The 15,057-nt window shown below is 75.0% G+C and carries 15 protein-coding genes; 7 read left to right on the top strand and 8 right to left on the bottom strand.

Annotated features, from left to right (window positions below; all coding sequences use genetic code 11):
* Nucleotides 1-89 precede the first annotated feature (89 nt).
* The 3 genes from ABD361_RS00975 (at nt 90) to ABD361_RS00965 (ending at nt 2,661) form a co-directional block, all read left to right on the top strand.
* Nucleotides 90-689: a TetR/AcrR family transcriptional regulator gene (locus ABD361_RS00975; protein WP_344432640.1), complete on the top strand. Its 600-nt coding sequence runs from the start codon at nt 90-92 to the stop codon at nt 687-689.
* Nucleotides 686-1,522 (top strand): alpha/beta fold hydrolase, encoded by an 837-nt coding sequence (locus ABD361_RS00970; protein ID WP_344432639.1) that lies wholly within the window; start codon nt 686-688, stop codon nt 1,520-1,522. Before ABD361_RS00975 ends, ABD361_RS00970 begins: the two co-directional genes overlap by 4 nt.
* Before the next feature lie 164 nt (nt 1,523-1,686).
* A complete protein-coding gene (locus tag ABD361_RS00965) occupies nt 1,687-2,661 on the top strand; it encodes an aldo/keto reductase (protein WP_344432638.1) in 975 nt (324 codons plus the stop codon).
* Between the two features lie 128 nt (nt 2,662-2,789).
* Here the strand turns inward: ABD361_RS00965 and thpR are convergent, their stop codons facing one another.
* The 3 genes from thpR to ABD361_RS00950 all read right to left on the bottom strand — a co-directional run bounded on the left by thpR (nt 2,790) and on the right by ABD361_RS00950 (nt 5,415).
* Complete coding sequence (gene thpR / locus ABD361_RS00960; protein ID WP_344432637.1) at nt 2,790-3,374, bottom strand: RNA 2',3'-cyclic phosphodiesterase; 585 nt, start codon at nt 3,372-3,374, stop codon at nt 2,790-2,792.
* Nucleotides 3,375-3,573: 199 nt separating this feature from the next.
* Entirely contained in the window at nt 3,574-4,947 is a 1,374-nt protein-coding gene (locus ABD361_RS00955; protein WP_344432636.1) for an MFS transporter, read from the bottom strand.
* A 27-nt stretch (nt 4,948-4,974) separates the two neighbouring features.
* On the bottom strand, nt 4,975-5,415 hold the full coding sequence (locus tag ABD361_RS00950) for a MarR family winged helix-turn-helix transcriptional regulator (protein ID WP_344432635.1): 441 nt from the start codon (nt 5,413-5,415) through the stop codon (nt 4,975-4,977).
* Nucleotides 5,416-5,464: 49 nt separating this feature from the next.
* Here ABD361_RS00950 and ABD361_RS00945 point away from each other — a divergent pair, with 49 nt between their 5' ends.
* On the top strand, nt 5,465-6,112 hold the full coding sequence (locus ABD361_RS00945) for an HAD family hydrolase (protein WP_344432634.1): 648 nt from the start codon (nt 5,465-5,467) through the stop codon (nt 6,110-6,112).
* On the opposite strand, the gene ABD361_RS00940 is transcribed toward ABD361_RS00945, so the two are convergent.
* Entirely contained in the window at nt 6,085-6,339 is a 255-nt protein-coding gene (locus ABD361_RS00940; RefSeq protein ID WP_344432633.1) for a hypothetical protein, read from the bottom strand. The genes ABD361_RS00945 and ABD361_RS00940 overlap by 28 nt on opposite strands.
* A gap of 181 nt (nt 6,340-6,520) precedes the next feature.
* Here ABD361_RS00940 and ABD361_RS00935 point away from each other — a divergent pair, with 181 nt between their 5' ends.
* Complete coding sequence (locus ABD361_RS00935; RefSeq protein WP_344432632.1) at nt 6,521-6,904, top strand: cold-shock protein; 384 nt, start codon at nt 6,521-6,523, stop codon at nt 6,902-6,904.
* A 14-nt stretch (nt 6,905-6,918) separates the two neighbouring features.
* On the opposite strand, the gene ABD361_RS00930 is transcribed toward ABD361_RS00935, so the two are convergent.
* Genes ABD361_RS00930 through ABD361_RS00915 form a run of 4 tightly spaced genes read right to left on the bottom strand, consistent with a single transcriptional unit; the run spans nt 6,919 to nt 10,433 of the window.
* Entirely contained in the window at nt 6,919-7,785 is an 867-nt protein-coding gene (locus ABD361_RS00930) for a 1,4-dihydroxy-6-naphtoate synthase (protein WP_344432631.1), read from the bottom strand.
* Nucleotides 7,785-8,531: a futalosine hydrolase gene (locus tag ABD361_RS00925; protein ID WP_344432630.1), complete on the bottom strand. Its 747-nt coding sequence runs from the start codon at nt 8,529-8,531 to the stop codon at nt 7,785-7,787. Before ABD361_RS00925 ends, ABD361_RS00930 begins: the two co-directional genes overlap by 1 nt.
* Before the next feature lie 7 nt (nt 8,532-8,538).
* Nucleotides 8,539-9,018: a DUF2771 domain-containing protein gene (locus ABD361_RS00920; RefSeq protein WP_344432629.1), complete on the bottom strand. Its 480-nt coding sequence runs from the start codon at nt 9,016-9,018 to the stop codon at nt 8,539-8,541.
* Between the two features lie 26 nt (nt 9,019-9,044).
* Nucleotides 9,045-10,433, bottom strand: a complete 1,389-nt coding sequence (locus tag ABD361_RS00915) for an MFS transporter (RefSeq protein ID WP_344432628.1) — start codon at nt 10,431-10,433, stop codon at nt 9,045-9,047.
* A 327-nt stretch (nt 10,434-10,760) separates the two neighbouring features.
* Here ABD361_RS00915 and ABD361_RS00910 point away from each other — a divergent pair, with 327 nt between their 5' ends.
* Together ABD361_RS00910 and ABD361_RS00905 are read left to right on the top strand one after the other, a co-directional pair.
* A complete protein-coding gene (locus ABD361_RS00910; protein WP_344432627.1) occupies nt 10,761-11,654 on the top strand; it encodes a DUF3027 domain-containing protein in 894 nt (297 codons plus the stop codon).
* Between the two features lie 109 nt (nt 11,655-11,763).
* Complete coding sequence (locus ABD361_RS00905) at nt 11,764-15,012, top strand: sacsin N-terminal ATP-binding-like domain-containing protein (protein ID WP_344432626.1); 3,249 nt, start codon at nt 11,764-11,766, stop codon at nt 15,010-15,012.
* The last annotated feature ends 45 nt before the right edge of the window (nt 15,013-15,057 follow it).

The following is a 15,057-nucleotide window of genomic DNA, read 5'->3' as shown; positions in this document are numbered from 1 at the left end:
CATTTCAACGGAGAGTGACGACTGGCGCAGCAAACCTAGATCAGTTAGGTTTCTTCCTAGGAGCCCTAGGAACGGGAGGGAAGAGACCCATGGTGCGCGCAGGACTCACCGCGGAGAAGCTGACGGCCGCGGCCGCGGCCCTCGCCGACGAGGCCGGGCTGGAGAAGGTCACCCTCTCCGCCCTCGCCCGGCACTTCGGCGTCAAGGACGCCAGCCTGTACTCGCACGTCAAGAACCTGCGGGAACTGCGCGTACGGATCGCCCTGCTCGCCGCCGGCGAGATGACCGACCGCATCGCGGCGGCCGTCGCCGGACGCTCCGGCAAGGAAGCGCTCGTCGCCTTCGCCGACGCGTACCGCGACTACGCCCTCGCGCACCCCGGCCGGTACGCCGCGACGCAGCAACAGCTCGCCCCGGAGGAGGTCGGGGACGCCCCCGGATTCCTGCGCAGCGTCGAGCTGACCTACGGCATGCTGCGCGCCTACGGCCTCACCGAACCCGACCTCACCGACGCCGGCCGGCTGCTGCGCAGCACCTTCCACGGCTACGTCCACCTCGAACTCGGCGGCGGCTTCGGCCACTCCCGCCCGGTGGCCGACTCGTGGGCCCGCTCGCTCGACGCCCTCCACCAGCTCCTGGAGAACTGGCCGTCCCGGCACCAGCCGTCTTCACACCAGGGGGAGAAATGACGCAGACCAACACCATCGAGGCACCCGGCGCCACCCTGCACTACGAGGTGCGCGGCAGCGGACCGCTGCTCCTGCTGATACCCGGCGGCGCGGGCGACGCCGGTCTGTACGCGGCCATGGCCCGCACCCTGGCCACCACCCGCACGGTCGCCTCCTTCGACCCGCGCCCGCTCTCGCGCAGCCGCCTGCACGGCCCCCTCGGCGACCAGCAGGTCGACGAATGGGCCGACGACGCGCGCCTGTTGATCGACCACCTCTCCCCGGAGCAGCCTGCCTCGGTCCTGGGCTGCAGCTCCGGCGCCATCACGGCGCTCGGCCTGCTGGCCCGCCACCCGGAGCGGATCGACCGGCTCGTCGCCCACGAGCCGCCGCTGCTGAACCTCCTGGAGGACCCGGCCCCGCACCTGGCGCTCTTCGCCGACGTCCGCGAGGTGTTCCGGGCCCGGGGCGCGGGCCCCGCGATGGCCCGCTTCAGCGAGGCCCTCGGCGAGCGCCCGGCGGAAGAGGCGGCGGAACAGGCGACGGAACTGCCGCCCGAAATCGTGGAAATGGCGCCGCGCATGCACGCCAACCTCCCCGTCTTCCTGGAGCACATCCTGTGCCCCTTCTCCTCCTCCACGCCGGACCTGGCCGCGCTGCGGGCCGCGGCGGACAAGCTGATCCCGGCGGCGGGACGCCAATCGCGCCACCAGCTGCCGCTGTACGGCCCGGCCGCCCGGCTCGCGGAACTCCTCGACCGGCCGCTGACCGAGTTCCCCGGCGGCCACCTCGGCGCCGTCGAACACCCGAAGGAGTTCGCCGAGCAGCTGAGCGCGGTCCTCACAGCGCACTGAGGAAGAACGCCGGCACGCGCTGCCGCCGGGCGCCGCGCATCACGTCCCACGACCGGTCGAGCTCCGCACTGCGGAACCGCCGCCGGAGGGTGCTCCGACACGCTCCCGACCGCCCCTCCCGGCGTCCTTGCTTCGGGGGTGCTCCGGGGCGTTGGCTGGGCGGCATGGAGTACACGCAGCTGGGGCGTACCGGGTTGAAGGTCAGCCGGATCGTGCTGGGGACCATGAACTTCGGGCCCGAGACCGACGAGGCGGACAGTCACGCGATCATGGAGGCGGCGCTCGGCGCCGGGGTGAACTTCTTCGACACCGCCAATGTCTACGGCTGGGGCGAGGACAAGGGGCGCACCGAGGAGATCATCGGGAGCTGGTTCGCGCGTGGGGGCGGGCGGCGGGAGAAGGTGGTCGTCGCGACGAAGGTGTTCGGCGCGATGAACCTGCGCGGCAAGCCGTGGCCCAACGAGGACCGGCTGTCCGCGCTGAACATCCGGCGGTCGGTCGAGGGCAGTCTGCGGCGGCTGCGCACCGACCACATCGACCTGTACCAGTTCCACCACGTCGACCGCAGGACGCCGTGGGAGGAGATCTGGCAGGCGATGGACGTCCTGGTCCAGCAGGGCAAGGTGCTCTACGTCGGCTCCTCCAACCACGCCGGCTGGCACATCGCCCGCGCCAACGAGACCGCCCAGCGGCGGGGCTCGCTGGGGCTGGTGAGCGAGCAGTGCCTGTACAACCTGGCCGAGCGGCGGGCGGAGATGGAGGTGATCCCGGCCGCGCAGGCCTACGGCCTGGGGGTGATCCCCTGGGCCCCGTTGCAGGGCGGGCTGCTCGGCGGGGTGATCAAGCGGGGGGCCGCCGCGGGCCGCTCCGCGCAGGCGCTGGCGAACACGGCGGTGCGCGAGCAGGTCCAGGCGTACGAGGACGTGGTCGACAAGCACGGGCTGGTGCCCGGCGAGGTGGCCCTGGCCTGGCTGCTGTCCCGGCCCGGGGTGACCGGTCCGATCGTCGGGCCGCGCACGGCGGAGCAGCTGGAGTCGGCACTGCGGGCGGTGGACCTGGTGCTGCCGGAGGAACTGCTGACCTCGCTTGAGGAGATCTTCCCCGGCCCGGGGCCGGCTCCCGAGGCGTTCGCCTGGTGAGCCGGCGGCGTGCGCGTGCCTACCTCACCGCGGCCACCACGGCGACGACGACGAGCATGAGGGCGAGCGCACCGGTCATGATCCGGTTCCTGGTCTTCGGGTCCACCCCACGAGCGTAACCGGACCGGTCAGCCGGCCCGCCTGGTGCCCAGGGGCCAGGCGGCCACCGTCTCGTAGCGGGGGCGCTCGCCGGCCACGCCGGAGGCGGGCAGGTGGCTGCGGACGAGTTCCAGTCGCTCGACCCACCACTTGCGGCCGTGGAAGTCGGCGAGCTCCTGCGCGTACGGCCGCAGGTCCACGTGCCCGGTGGTGCGGGCGAGGGTGAGGTGCGGGCGGAACGGCTTGACCCCTTCCAGGCGCACCCCGGCCCGCCGGGCGCCGGCGACGGTGGAGCGGGCCAGGGCGCCCAGGGTCGCCACGGAGCCGGTGGCGCCGACCCACAGGACGCGGTCGCCGAACCGGCCCCCGCCGTCGAACCGCAGCTCGTGCACGGGGTGCCGGTGGGCGGCGCGGGAGAGGCGCTCGTCCAGGTCCGGCAGCAGGGCCTCGTCGACCTCGCCGAGGAAGGCGAGGGTGAAGTGCCACAGGGGCGGCTCGGTCCAGCGCAGCCGGCCGCGCCCCCGTTCGGGGAGCGCGGCGCGCAGCTGCGCCACTTCGGCGGCGAGTTCGTCGACGGCCGGGGCGGGCGGGACCACTGCTGCGAACAGTCGCATGGCTCCAGTCTCCCCCGGAAGTTTCCCCGGAGGGGGACCACGGCGCCCCGTAGGGGCGCGGGGCAGTGTCGATCTGCGGCTGCCGCCGCGTGGGCGCGCCAAGCCACGACGCGCCCGCAGACGGAGTGCCGTGCTTCGTCTGCGGGCGCGTCGTGGCTTGGCGCGCAGTTCCCCGCGCCCCTACGGGGCGGGGCGCTCCCTACGCCGCCACCGTCGCCTCGGGCTGCCGCTGGCGCGGCACGAACGCCACGTGCGGGCGGCCCGGGCGCAGGTCGATCTTCAGGCGGAGGCCGCCCGCGCGGGCCAGGGCGAGGCCGACGCCGGCCGCCGCGAGGGCGGAGACGGCGCCGCCGGCGACGAAGCCGGTGCGGGGGCCGTAGGTGTCGGTGATCCAGCCGACCAGGGGGGCGCCCAGGGGCGTACCGCCCATGAAGACCATCAGGAACAGGCTCATCACCCGGCCCCGCAGGGCGGGGTCGGAGGCCATCTGCAGCCCCGAGTTGGCGGTGACGTTGATCGTCAGGCCGCACATGCCGATCGGGACCAGCAGCAGCGCGAAGGCCCAGAAGGAGGGGGCGAGCGCGGCGGCGACCTCCAGCAGGCCGAAGGCGGCCGCGGCGCCGACGAGCAGCCGCATGCGGGAGCTGCCGCGGCGGGCGGCCAGCAGGGCGCCGGCGAGGGAGCCCGTGGCCATGAGGGTGTTGAGCAGGCCGTACGTGCTGGCGTCGGAGTGGAAGACGTCGTTGACGTAGGCCGTGAGCCAGATGGGGAAGTTGAAGCCGAAGGTGCCGATGAAGCCGACGAGCACGATCGGCCAGATCAGCTCGGGGCGCCCGGCGACGTAGGCCAGGCCCTCGCGCATCTGGCCCTTGCCGCGCGGGGCGCGGTCGACCTTGTGCAGCTCGCTCGTACGCATCAGCAGCAGGCCGGCGATCGGCGCGGCGAAGGAGAGCCCGTTGAGCAGGAACGCCCAGCCGCTGCCGACCGCGGTGATCAGCACGCCGGCGACGGCGGGGCCGACCAGGCGGGCGGTCTGGAAGTTGGCGGAGTTCAGGCTGACGGCGTTGCGCAGGTCGGCCGGGCCGACCATCTCGACGACGAAGGCCTGCCGGGCGGGGTTGTCGACGACGGTGACGATGCCGAGCACCAGGGCGGTGAGGTAGACGTGCCAGACCCGGACCTGGCCGGTGAGGGTGAGCACGGCCAGGAAGAGCCCGGTCGTGCCCATGGCGGCCTGGGTGACCAGCAGCAGCCTGCGCTTGGGGAGCCGGTCGGCGATCACGCCGCCGTACAGGCCGAGGAACAGCAGGGGCAGGAACTGCATCGCCGTGGTGATGCCGACGGCGGCGGAGGAGCCCGTGAGGCCGAGGACCAGCCAGTCCTGGGCGATGCGCTGCATCCAGGTGCCGGTGTTGGAGACGACCTGGCCGGCGGCGAAGAGGCGGTAGTTGCGGTTCCGCAGTGAGCTGAAGGTGCTTCCCTTGGACCGCGTGCGCGGCAGGGAGGTGGTGCGGGTGTCGTCGTGGTGGCGGTTCGGTGCGGGTGCGGAGTCTGCTCCGGTTCCCGAACTCAAGATGGGTTCGCCTCCTTCTGTGCGTCCTTACAGGTGCGCGAGCTTCTCCAGCACGGGCGCGGCGGCGCGCAGCGTCGCCCACTCGTCCTCGTCCAGTTGCCCGGCCAGGTCGGCCAGCCAGGCGTTGCGCTTGCGCCGGCTCTCCTCGAGCATGGCCTCGGCCCGCTCCGTCTGGCGGACCACCTTCTGGCGGCGGTCCTCGGGGTGCGGTTCGAGCCTGACCAGTCCCTTGCTCTCCAGCAGCGCCACGATGCGGGTCATCGACGGCGGCTGGACGTGCTCCTTGCGGGCGAGCTCGCCCGGGGTGGCGGAGCCGCAGCGGGCGAGCGTGCCGAGCACCGACATCTCGGTGGGGCTCAGCGACTCGTCCACCCGCTGGTGCTTGAGCCTGCGCGACATGCGCATGACTCCGGACCGCAGTGCGTTGACGGCGGCCATGTCGTCGGGATTGCTGGACAGATCCGGCATGTTCTTTAGATTAACTCATTACCTGAGCTAATGAAAGTACGATGAACGCATGACGCTGCGATCGGCTCCCCGCCCGGGCCCCACCGTGGGCTTCGACCTCGACCTCACGCTCGTCGACTCCCGGCCCGGCATACGAGCCGCCTATACGGCGCTGGCCGCCACCACCGGCACGTACATCGACGTGGACCTGGTCATCAGCCGGATCGGCCCGCCCCTGCTGGAGGAGCTCGGCAACTGGTTCCCCCGCGAGGAGCTGGCGAAGGCCCACGCGATCTACCTCGACGCCTACCCCCGGCACGGCATCACCCCCTCGCCCGCCATGCCGGGCGCCCTGGAGTCCGTGGCCGCCGTGCGCGCGCTGGGCGGCCGGGCCGTCGTGGTCACCGCGAAGAACCCGCGCAACGCCCGGCTGCACCTGGAGCACCTGGGCATCGCGGCGGACGACCTGATCGGCGACCTGTGGGCCGAGCGCAAGGCGGTCGCGCTGCGCGCGCACGGGGCGCAGGTCTACGTCGGCGACCACGTCGGCGACGTGCGCGGGGCGCACGAGGCCGGTGCGCTGGCGGTCGCGGTGCCCACCGGACCGTACGACGCGGCCGCGCTGCGCGCGGCGGGGGCGGACGTGGTGCTGGAAGGGGGGCTCGCGGACTTCCCCGCCTGGCTGCGCGACTACGCCGGCGGCGCGGGCGCCGCCTGAGCCCGGGCCCGGCGCCGCTGGTCGGCGACGGAACGCAGCACTCCGGCGGCGGCGATCAGGAAGCCGACGCCCATCAACATGCACACGGCGTACGCGATGGAGGGCAGCGGGTCCCAGCCGAGGAACAGCGGGGCGACCGTGACCAGGGTGGCCACCGCCCCGACGAGGAAGACGACGGCGCCGGCGCGCACCAGCAGATCCCCGGCCCGGGGCGTTTCATCACTCACCCGACCAGGGTAGGGGTACGACCCAAGGACGTCTTGTCACGGGGCCGGGGACCATTAGCCTTGGGGGTAGCGGGCCCTTGCGACCCGCTGTAATGCTATCCAGAGCTGTTTTTTGCTGTTTTTCTGTTGATTTACGGCATATTTAGCATATTTCGACGAGACACGAGGACGAGGACAAGACGTGCCTACCGGCAAGGTCAAGTGGTTCAACAGCGAGAAGGGCTTCGGCTTTCTCTCCCGCGACGACGGCGGAGACGTCTTCGTGCACTCCTCGGTGCTCCCTGACGGAGTCGACGCCCTCAAGCCCGGCCAGCGGGTCGAATTCGGGGTCGTCGCCGGCCAGCGCGGCGACCAGGCGCTCTCCGTGACCGTCCTCGACCCGACCCCGTCGGTCGCCGCCGCGCAGCGCCGCAAGCCGGACGAGCTCGCCTCCATCGTGCAGGACCTGACGACCCTCCTGGAGAACGTCACCCAGCAGCTCGAGCGCGGCCGCTACCCCGACAAGGCCCACGGCGCCAAGATCGCGAACATGCTGCGCGCGGTCGCCGACCAGCTCGACGTCTGACGGATGCCCCGGCTCTAGGCCGGGAAGACCAGCGCGTCCCGGCCGAGGGGTGGTACGAGTCCCTCGGCCGCGGCGCGGGTCAGCAGGCCGCGCACCGCGGCGTAGCCGGCCTCGCCCAGGTCGGCGGTGAACTCGGTGACGTACAGCCCGATGTGCTGGTCGGTCACGGCCGGGTCCATCTCCTGCGCGTGGGCCAGCACGTACTCCCGCGAGGCCGTGGGGTCGTCCCAGGCCATGCGCACCGAGGTGCGGGCCGCCTCGGCCAGCCGCCGCAGCAGCGGGGCGCCCAGGGACCGCTTGGCGATGATCGCGCCCAGCGGGATGGGCAGGCTCGTGGTGTCCTCCCAGTGCGCGCCCATGTCGGCCAGGCAGGTCAGGCCGAAGGCGCGGTAGGTGAAGCGGGCCTCGTGGATGACCAGGCCGGCGTCCACCTTGCCGTCCCGCACGGCGGGCATGATCTCGTGGAAGGGCAGGACGACGACCTCGCCGACGCCGCCGGGCACCTCCGCGGCCGCCCACAGCCGGAACAGCAGGTAGGCGGTGGACAGCTCGCTGGGCACGGCCACCGTCCGCCCGGCCAGGTCGGCCGGCGTCGCCCGGTCCCTGGTGAGCACCAGCGGGCCGCAGCCGCGGCCCAGCGCCCCGCCGCAGGGCAGCAGCGCGTACTCGTCCAGCACGTGCGGCAGCACGGCGTAGGACACCTTCAGCACGTCGAACTCGCCGCGCTGCGCCATGCCGTTGGTGACGTCGATGTCGGCGAACGTCACGTCGATCGGCGGCGCGCCGGGCACCTGCCCGTGCGCCCAGGCGTGGAAGGTGAAGGTGTCGTTGGGGCAGGGGGAGTACGCCACCTGCAACGGCTGCTCGGTCGGCTGGGACATCAGCGGGCCACCTCCGCTCGCTCGGCCAGGACGGGGATCAGCTTGCCGAAGGCGTCCGTCAGCGCACCGAGCGCCTCCTTGATGCGCCAGGACTCGCGGTCGCGCGGCCCGACGGCGTTGGAGACCGTCCTCAGCTCGCCCGCGGGCACCCCGTGGGCGGCGGCCGCGCCGGCGACGCCGAAGCCCTCCATGGCCTCGGCGACGGCCCGCGGATGACGCTCCGCCAGCTCGGCGGCCCGGGCGGCGGTGCCGGTGGTGGCCGAGACGGTCAGCACGTCACCGCGCACGGCGCCGGTGGCGCCGGCCAGGGTGCGGACGATCTCCTCGGGCACGACGTGGGCGCCCGTGCCGAAGCCCAGCTCGGCCACCGGCACGAAGGAGCCGTCCGCGGCCTGCGCGCCCAGGTCGGCCGCCACGATCGTCTCGGCGGCCACCACGGTCCCGAGCGGCGCCGCGGGCGCGAAACCGCCCGCGATGCCCGTGCTCAGCACCAGGTCGTACGGCTCGCCGGCCAGCGCGGCCGCGGTCAGGGCCGTGGCCGTGGAGGCGGCCGCGGCCGCAGGCCCCACACCGCCCGCCAGGACGTCGAGCACCGCGCCGCCCGCGTGCAGCCGGTGCAGCACGAGGCCGCCGGGCAGCGTGCGCTCCTCGGGCCCCGAGGGGGGCAGGAGCGGCCCGGCGGCGGTCACGGCGTCCCGCTCGACCGCGACGGCGGCGACGATCAGGGCGCGCCGGCGGGATGTCATGCGGCGGTCAGGACTGACGCTCAAGGGTGAAGTTCCAGACGCCCAGGGCCTTGCCGGTCGCCGCCTCGACGATGCTGACCTGCGTCTTCTGGGCCGCGCCGCCCTGGCCGCCGGCGAAGAAGGCGCTGGCCGGGATGGTCCGGTACGTCTTCTTGTTCGCCTCCTGCTCGGCAGGCGTGTTGTTGATGAAGATCGTCCAGCCCTCGTCCGCGATCTTCGGGTCGACGCCGAAGCGGATCTTGTCCTCCATGGACGCCTTGACGGTCTTGCCCGAGTCGCCCTTCATGCACCCGAGGACCTTGTCGTTGGCGATGGCCTCGCCGTCGTTGTAGCAGGCGGCCTCGGCGGTGATCGTCGTCGATCCGACGGTCACGGTCGCCAGCGGCGTCGGCTTGTCGCAGGCGGAAAGGGCGACGAGCCCGAAGGTCACGGCACCGACGGCGGCAGCGGCGCGGCGGCGCTTGCCCCGGATAATCGCAGCGGTCATGCGGGCAGGCTATCGGGCCCGTTCGATCAGGCCACGCGCGGGTGCGGCGAGCCGCGCCGGGCGGCCGCCAGCAGCCCCCGTACGGCAGTGGCCGCCCCCAGCGCCAGGAACGCCGCCGCCACCGACATGCCGACCACCCCATTGAGCGGCAGCACGATCCCGATCGCGCCACCCACCACCCAGCACATCTGCAGCAGCGTCTCCGAACGGGCGAACGCCGAGGTGCGCACCTGCTCGGGCACGTCCCGCTGGATCAGCGAGTCCAGCGACTGCTTGCCCAGCGCCTGCGCGATCCCGGCGACCGCCGCGACGAGCACCACGAACACCGCGTTGTACAGGGCCGCCGTCAGCACCGCCGAGGCCAGCGCCACCGTCAGCACCAGCGCGATCGTCTTCTCGGGGCCGCGCGAGCGCAGCAGCGCCCCCATGGCCGTGCCCAGCGCGTTGCCGCCGCCGGCCGCCACCGCCACCACGCCCAGCGACAGCGCCGGGCCCAGCCCGTCCAGCGGATGCACCCGCAGCAGGAACGCCAGAAAGAACGTCAGGAAGCCCGACAGCATGCGCAGCGCGCCGTTGGCCTGCAGCCCGTGCAGCACCGAGGCGCCCACCGTGCGCAGCCCCGGCCCCTTGGGCCGCCGGGTCGCGCGCTGCCGCCCGCGCCGGGCGCGGCCGCGCTGCTCCGGCGCGTGCAGCAGCGCACGCACCTCGCCCTTGGCCGAGTCCACCATGGCCGGCAACGACAACGACAAGTACGTACCGAAGGCGAACACCGCGCACGCCCCGTACAACGGCCACTGCGGCCCCACCTGGTGCAGGGCCGCCCCCACCGGGGCCGCCAGCCCCGTCGCCAGCAGGCCGCCCAGGGTCACCCGCGAATTCGCCTTGACCAGCGCGATCCGCGGTGGCAGCAGCCGCGGCACCACGGCCGAGCGCACCACCCCGTACGCCTTGGACGCCACCAGCACCCCCAGCGCCGCCGGATACAGCTCCAGCCCGCCGGTCGCCACGGCGCCCGACATCATCACCGCCAGCACCGCCCGCGTCAGCATCGCGCCCGCCATCGCCGCCCGCCGGCCGTGCGGCAGCCGGTCCAGCAAGGGGCCGATGACCGGTGCCAGCAGCGTGAACGGCGCCATCGTCACCGCCAGGTACAGCGCCACCCGGCCGCGCGCCTGATCGGTGGGCACCGAGAAGAACACGGTCGACGCCAGCGCCACCGTGATCAGCATGTCGCCCGCCGAGTTCACCGCGTGCAGCTCGATCAGCTTCGCCAGCCCCGACTCGCCGGCGCCGTGCGCGTGCGTCGCCCGGCGGATGCCCCGGGCCGCCGCCCGGAAAGGAGCGCGCACGACGCGCGCGGCCCGGCTGGCCGTACGGCGCAGCGGGCCGCCCTCGGCCGACCGGATGGCTCCCACCACGCCATACTGCCCCAACTGGCACCCACGATGGCACTTTCGGGGGCCGCCCGGCCCCGGCACGCCCCGCGACCGGCGCGACGGTGACGCCCGGGTATGCCCGAGGTGGCCGCGCGGGGTAGCGTGCACAGCGCGCCACCGGCCGTCCGCTTCGGCCGCACCCCGGGTCGCCATCCCGCAGAATGGGGGGTGACAGGTGTGCCCGGGCCGTCCGGGCGCGGACGTCGACGCGGTCCATCGGTCCGCTCCGTCCGTCGCCCCCGGCAGCCCGGTCGGCGCACTCGTGAGACGGCGTGGAAGAGAGAATCGATTCTTGTGAGTGCTGCGATGCGAAGCCGTACCCCGGACCGCCTGTGCGCCGAGGCGGTCGAACTCGCCCGGGCGGCCGCCGAGGAGGCCGCCGCACCGGGCACGGTGGGCGACCACGTCCAGGTCACCGCCGACGGGGACCGCGTCGTCACCCACCACTTCGCGTGCCACGACCCCGGCTACCGCGGCTGGCACTGGGCCGTCACCGTCGCCCGCGCCTCCCGCGCCAAGCTCGTCACCGTCGACGAGACCGTCCTGCTGCCCGGCCCCGACGCCCTCCTCGCCCCCGAATGGGTGCCCTGGAGCGAGCGGCTGCGCCCCGGCGACATGGGCCCCGGGGACCTGCTGCCCACCGAGGCCGACGACCTGCGCCTGGAGCCCGGCTGGACCGGCGCCGAGGAGCCCCCGGCGAACTCCGCGGTCTCCCAGGAGATGAGCGAGCTCGTCGAGGCCGAGGACGCCGAGGTCACGGCCGGCCCGCCCGCCGCCCAGCCCGTCGCCCCCCGGCGCGGCTCGATCTCCGCCCTCGCCGAGGAACTCGGCATGCGCCGCGCCCGGGTCCTGTCCCGCTACGGGCTGCACACCGCCGCCGACCGCTGGGACGAGACCCACGGCTCCAAGACGCCCATGGCCCAGGCCGCCCCCGCCTCCTGCGTCAGCTGCGGCTTCCTCGTGCCGATCGGCGGCTCCCTCGGCCAGGCGTTCGGCATCTGCGCGAACGAGTTCGGGCCGGCGGACGGGCACGTGGTCTCCCTGTCCTACGGGTGCGGCGGGCACTCCGAGGCGGCGGTCATGCCGAAGCCGCCGCGGCCGGCGCCGCCGGTCGTCGACGAGACGCTCGTCGACGAGATGCCGTTGCGGGAGGCCGCCGAAGAGGCGGCGACGGCCGAGGAGGACCTCGGGCACTCCTGACCGTCCGGACGGTGCGGGCCGGTGGGTGGGTCGTGCCCTGCGGGACGCCTGCCCACAACCGAGCTGTACCGTCGCCCCATACACACCTGTGAGGGGAGCGACGAGCGTGATGGATCCGTTCGGGACCGCGCGGCTGCGGCAGGGCGTGCTGGACGCGTGGGCGGCCTCGCCCGCACGGTTCCGGGAGGACGCCAACGCCGAGGAGGACCTCGCCCTCGGCGGCTACCGCGACCGCCTCGTGGTCGAGCTCGCCCAGAACGCCGCCGACGCCGCCGCCCGCGCCGGCGTCCCCGGCCGGCTGCGGCTGACCCTGCACGCCGGCGGCGCCGGCGCGCCCGCCACCCTCGCCGCCGCCAACACCGGTGCGCCGCTGGACGCCGCCGGCGTCGAGTCCCTGGCCACCCTGCGGGCCTCCGCCAAGCGCGATGCCGGGCCGGACGGGCCCGGCGCTCCGGTGGGCCGCTTCGGCGTCGGCTTCGCCGCCGTCCTCGCCGTCACCGACGAGCCGGCCGTGCTCGGCCGCACCGGGGGCGTGCGCTGGTCCCTGGCCGAGGGCCGGGCGCTGGCGGAGGCCGCGGCGAAGGGCGCGGACGGCCTGGCCGAGGAGATCCGCCGCCGCGAGGGCCACGTCCCGCTGCTGCGGCTGCCGCTGCCCGCGGAGGGCGCCGCGCCCGCCGGGTACGACACGGTCGTCGTGCTGCCCCTGCGCGACGTCGCCGCCGAGGAGCTGACCCGGCGTCTGCTCGCCGGGATCGACGACGCCCTGCTGCTGACGCTGCCCGGTCTGGCCGAGGTCGTGATCGAGACGCCGGAGGGCGGGGTGCGCACCCTGACCCGGCGCCGGGAGGGCCCGTACACGGTCGTCGAGGACTCCGCCCGGGCCGGTGCCACGCGCTGGCGGGTGGAGAGCACCGGCGGCCGCCTGGACACCGCGCTGCTGGCCGACCGTCCCGTCGAGGAGCGCCACCGCCCGTACTGGTCCGTCACCTGGGCGGTGCCGGTGGGCCCGGCCGGCGAGCCCGTGCGCCCCGCGACCGCGCCCGTCGTGCATGCGCCGACCCCCACCGACGAGCCGCTGCGGCTGCCCGCGCTGCTGATCGCGAGCTTCCCGCTGGAGCCCACCCGGCGGCACACCGCGCCGGGCCCGCTGACCGACTTCCTGACCGCGCGCGCCGCCGAGACGTACACGGCGCTGCTGCGCGACTGGCACCCGGTCTCCACCGGCACCCTCGGCCTCGTACCGGCACCGCTGGCCACCGGGGCCGTGGACGCCGAGCTGCGCCGGCTGGTGCTGGAGCACCTGCCGCGCGTGCCGTTCCTGCCCGGGGCGGCCGGCACCCTGCCGGAGGAGCCGGCGCCGGCGCCGGGCACCGGCGTGGAGGGCATCCCCTGGACCGAGGGCCCCGACGCGGCCACGCACACCGCGCAGGGGGCGGCGCCGGCCGAGGCCGAGCGCCCGGCCTGGGACGACCCGTTCGCCGAGGCCGGCGAGCCCGTGGCCATCCGCCCGCTGGACGCCGAGCTCGTCGAGGGGGCGGGCGCCGAGACCGTGGCGGTGCTCGCCGAGCTGTTCCCCACGCTGCTGCCCGCCGGGCTGGAGCGCCGCCCCGAGCTGCGCGCCCTGGGCGTGGCCCGCGTCCCGCTGGGCGAGGTCGTCGACCGGCTGGCGGGCGTGGAGCGCGACCCGTCGTGGTGGTGGCGGCTGTACGACAGCCTGGCCGGGGTCGACCCGGACCGGCTGACCGGCCTGCCCGTACCGCTGGCCGACGGCCGGACCGCCGTCGGCCCCCGGCAGGTGCTGCTGCCGCCCTCCGACACCACCGGCTCCGAGCGGCTCTCCCGGCTGGGCCTGCGGATCGCCCACCCCGACGCCGCGCACCCGCTGCTGGAGAAGCTCGGCGCCACCCCGTCCTCGCCCCGCGCGATCCTGACGACCCCCCAGGTGCGGGCGGCCGTCGCGAACTCCCTGGACGCCGAGGAGGTGTGGGACGAGGAGGGGACGCTGGACGCCGACGCCCTCGCCGAGGTCGTCCTCTCCCTCGTGCGCGACGCCGAGCTCGCCCCCGGCGACGAGCCCTGGCTGGGCGCCCTCGCCCTGCCCGACGAGGACGGCGAGCTCGCGCCCGCGGGCGAACTCGTCCTGCCCGGCAGCCCCTTCGAGCAGGTGATCAGGCCCGGCGAGCTCGCCGCCGTCGACGCCGAGCTGGCGACGCGCTGGGGCGAGCAGCCGCTGACCGCCGTCGGCGTCCTCGCGACCTTCGCGCTCGTGCGCGCCACCGACGTCGTCCTCGACCCCGACGAGCTGGAGCCGCGCGACGGCGACTACGCCGAGCCGGACGACGTGGGCCTGCTGGACGCCGTCGACGTCTGGTGCGAGGACGTCCTCGACCGCTTCCCCGGCACGCCCGTGCCGCCCGTCGCCACCGAGGTCACGGCCGTGCGCGACCTGGAGCTCGTCGACGACGACGCCTGGCCGCAGGCGCTGGCCCTGCTCGCGCAGCCGCCGCTGCGCGACGCGCTGACCACGCCGGTGCGCGTGCTGCTGCCGGACGGCACCACCGAGTCCGTCCGCCCGTACACCGCGTGGTGGCTGCGCGGCCACCCCGTCCTGGACGGCCGCCGCCCGGCGGGCCTGCGGGCGGCCGGCGGCGACCCGCTGCTGGCGGGCCTGTACGAGGCGGCGGACGCGGGCGGCCTCGCGGACGAGCAGGTGCTGCGGGCGCTCGGCGTGCGCACCACGCTCGCCGCCCTGCTGGACGAGCCCGGCGGCGCCGCCGAGCTGCTGGCCCGGCTCGCGGATGCGGCCCGCCCGGTGCACGAGGCCCAGCTGCACGGGCTGTACGGGGCGCTCGCGGCCCTCGACCCGGAGGAGGTCACCCTCCCGGACGAGCTGCGGGCCGTCGTCGACGGCGAGGTACGGGTGGTGGACGCGGCCGAGGCACTGGTCGCCGACGCCCCCGACCTGATGCCCCTCGCGGCGGGCCACCCGCTGCTGCCCGTCCGCCCGGACCGGGCCGCGGCACTCGCCGAGCTGCTGCAGGTGCGGCGGGTGAGCGAGGTGTTCCCGGTGACCGTGCCCGCGGGCGACGGGGAGGTGCACCGGGTCCCGGCGGGGCTGCTGGCCCTGCTGCCGGGCGCGCCGCAGACGTACGTCGAGCACGAGGAGCTGGTCGTCGGCGGCGTCGAGCTGGACTGGCGCCTGGGCCCGGACGGCGTCCTGCACGCGACCACGCTGGAGGGCCTGGCGGCCGGCCTGGCCTGGGCGGCCGGCGCGTGGTCGCGCCGCTTCGAGGCGGCGGCGCTGCTGGAGGACCCGACGCGGACGCAGGAGCTGGCGCGGGCCCGCTGGTTCGACTGACGGTGCCTACCCTGGTCGTAGCGGTCCCGTACGACGTAACGACCA

The organism is Streptomyces luteosporeus (genome assembly GCF_039532865.1).
Lineage (GTDB): Bacteria > Actinomycetota > Actinomycetes > Streptomycetales > Streptomycetaceae > Streptomyces > Streptomyces luteosporeus.
Note: the sequence above shows the minus strand (reverse complement) of the source record. Positions and strands in the feature narration are given on the sequence as shown.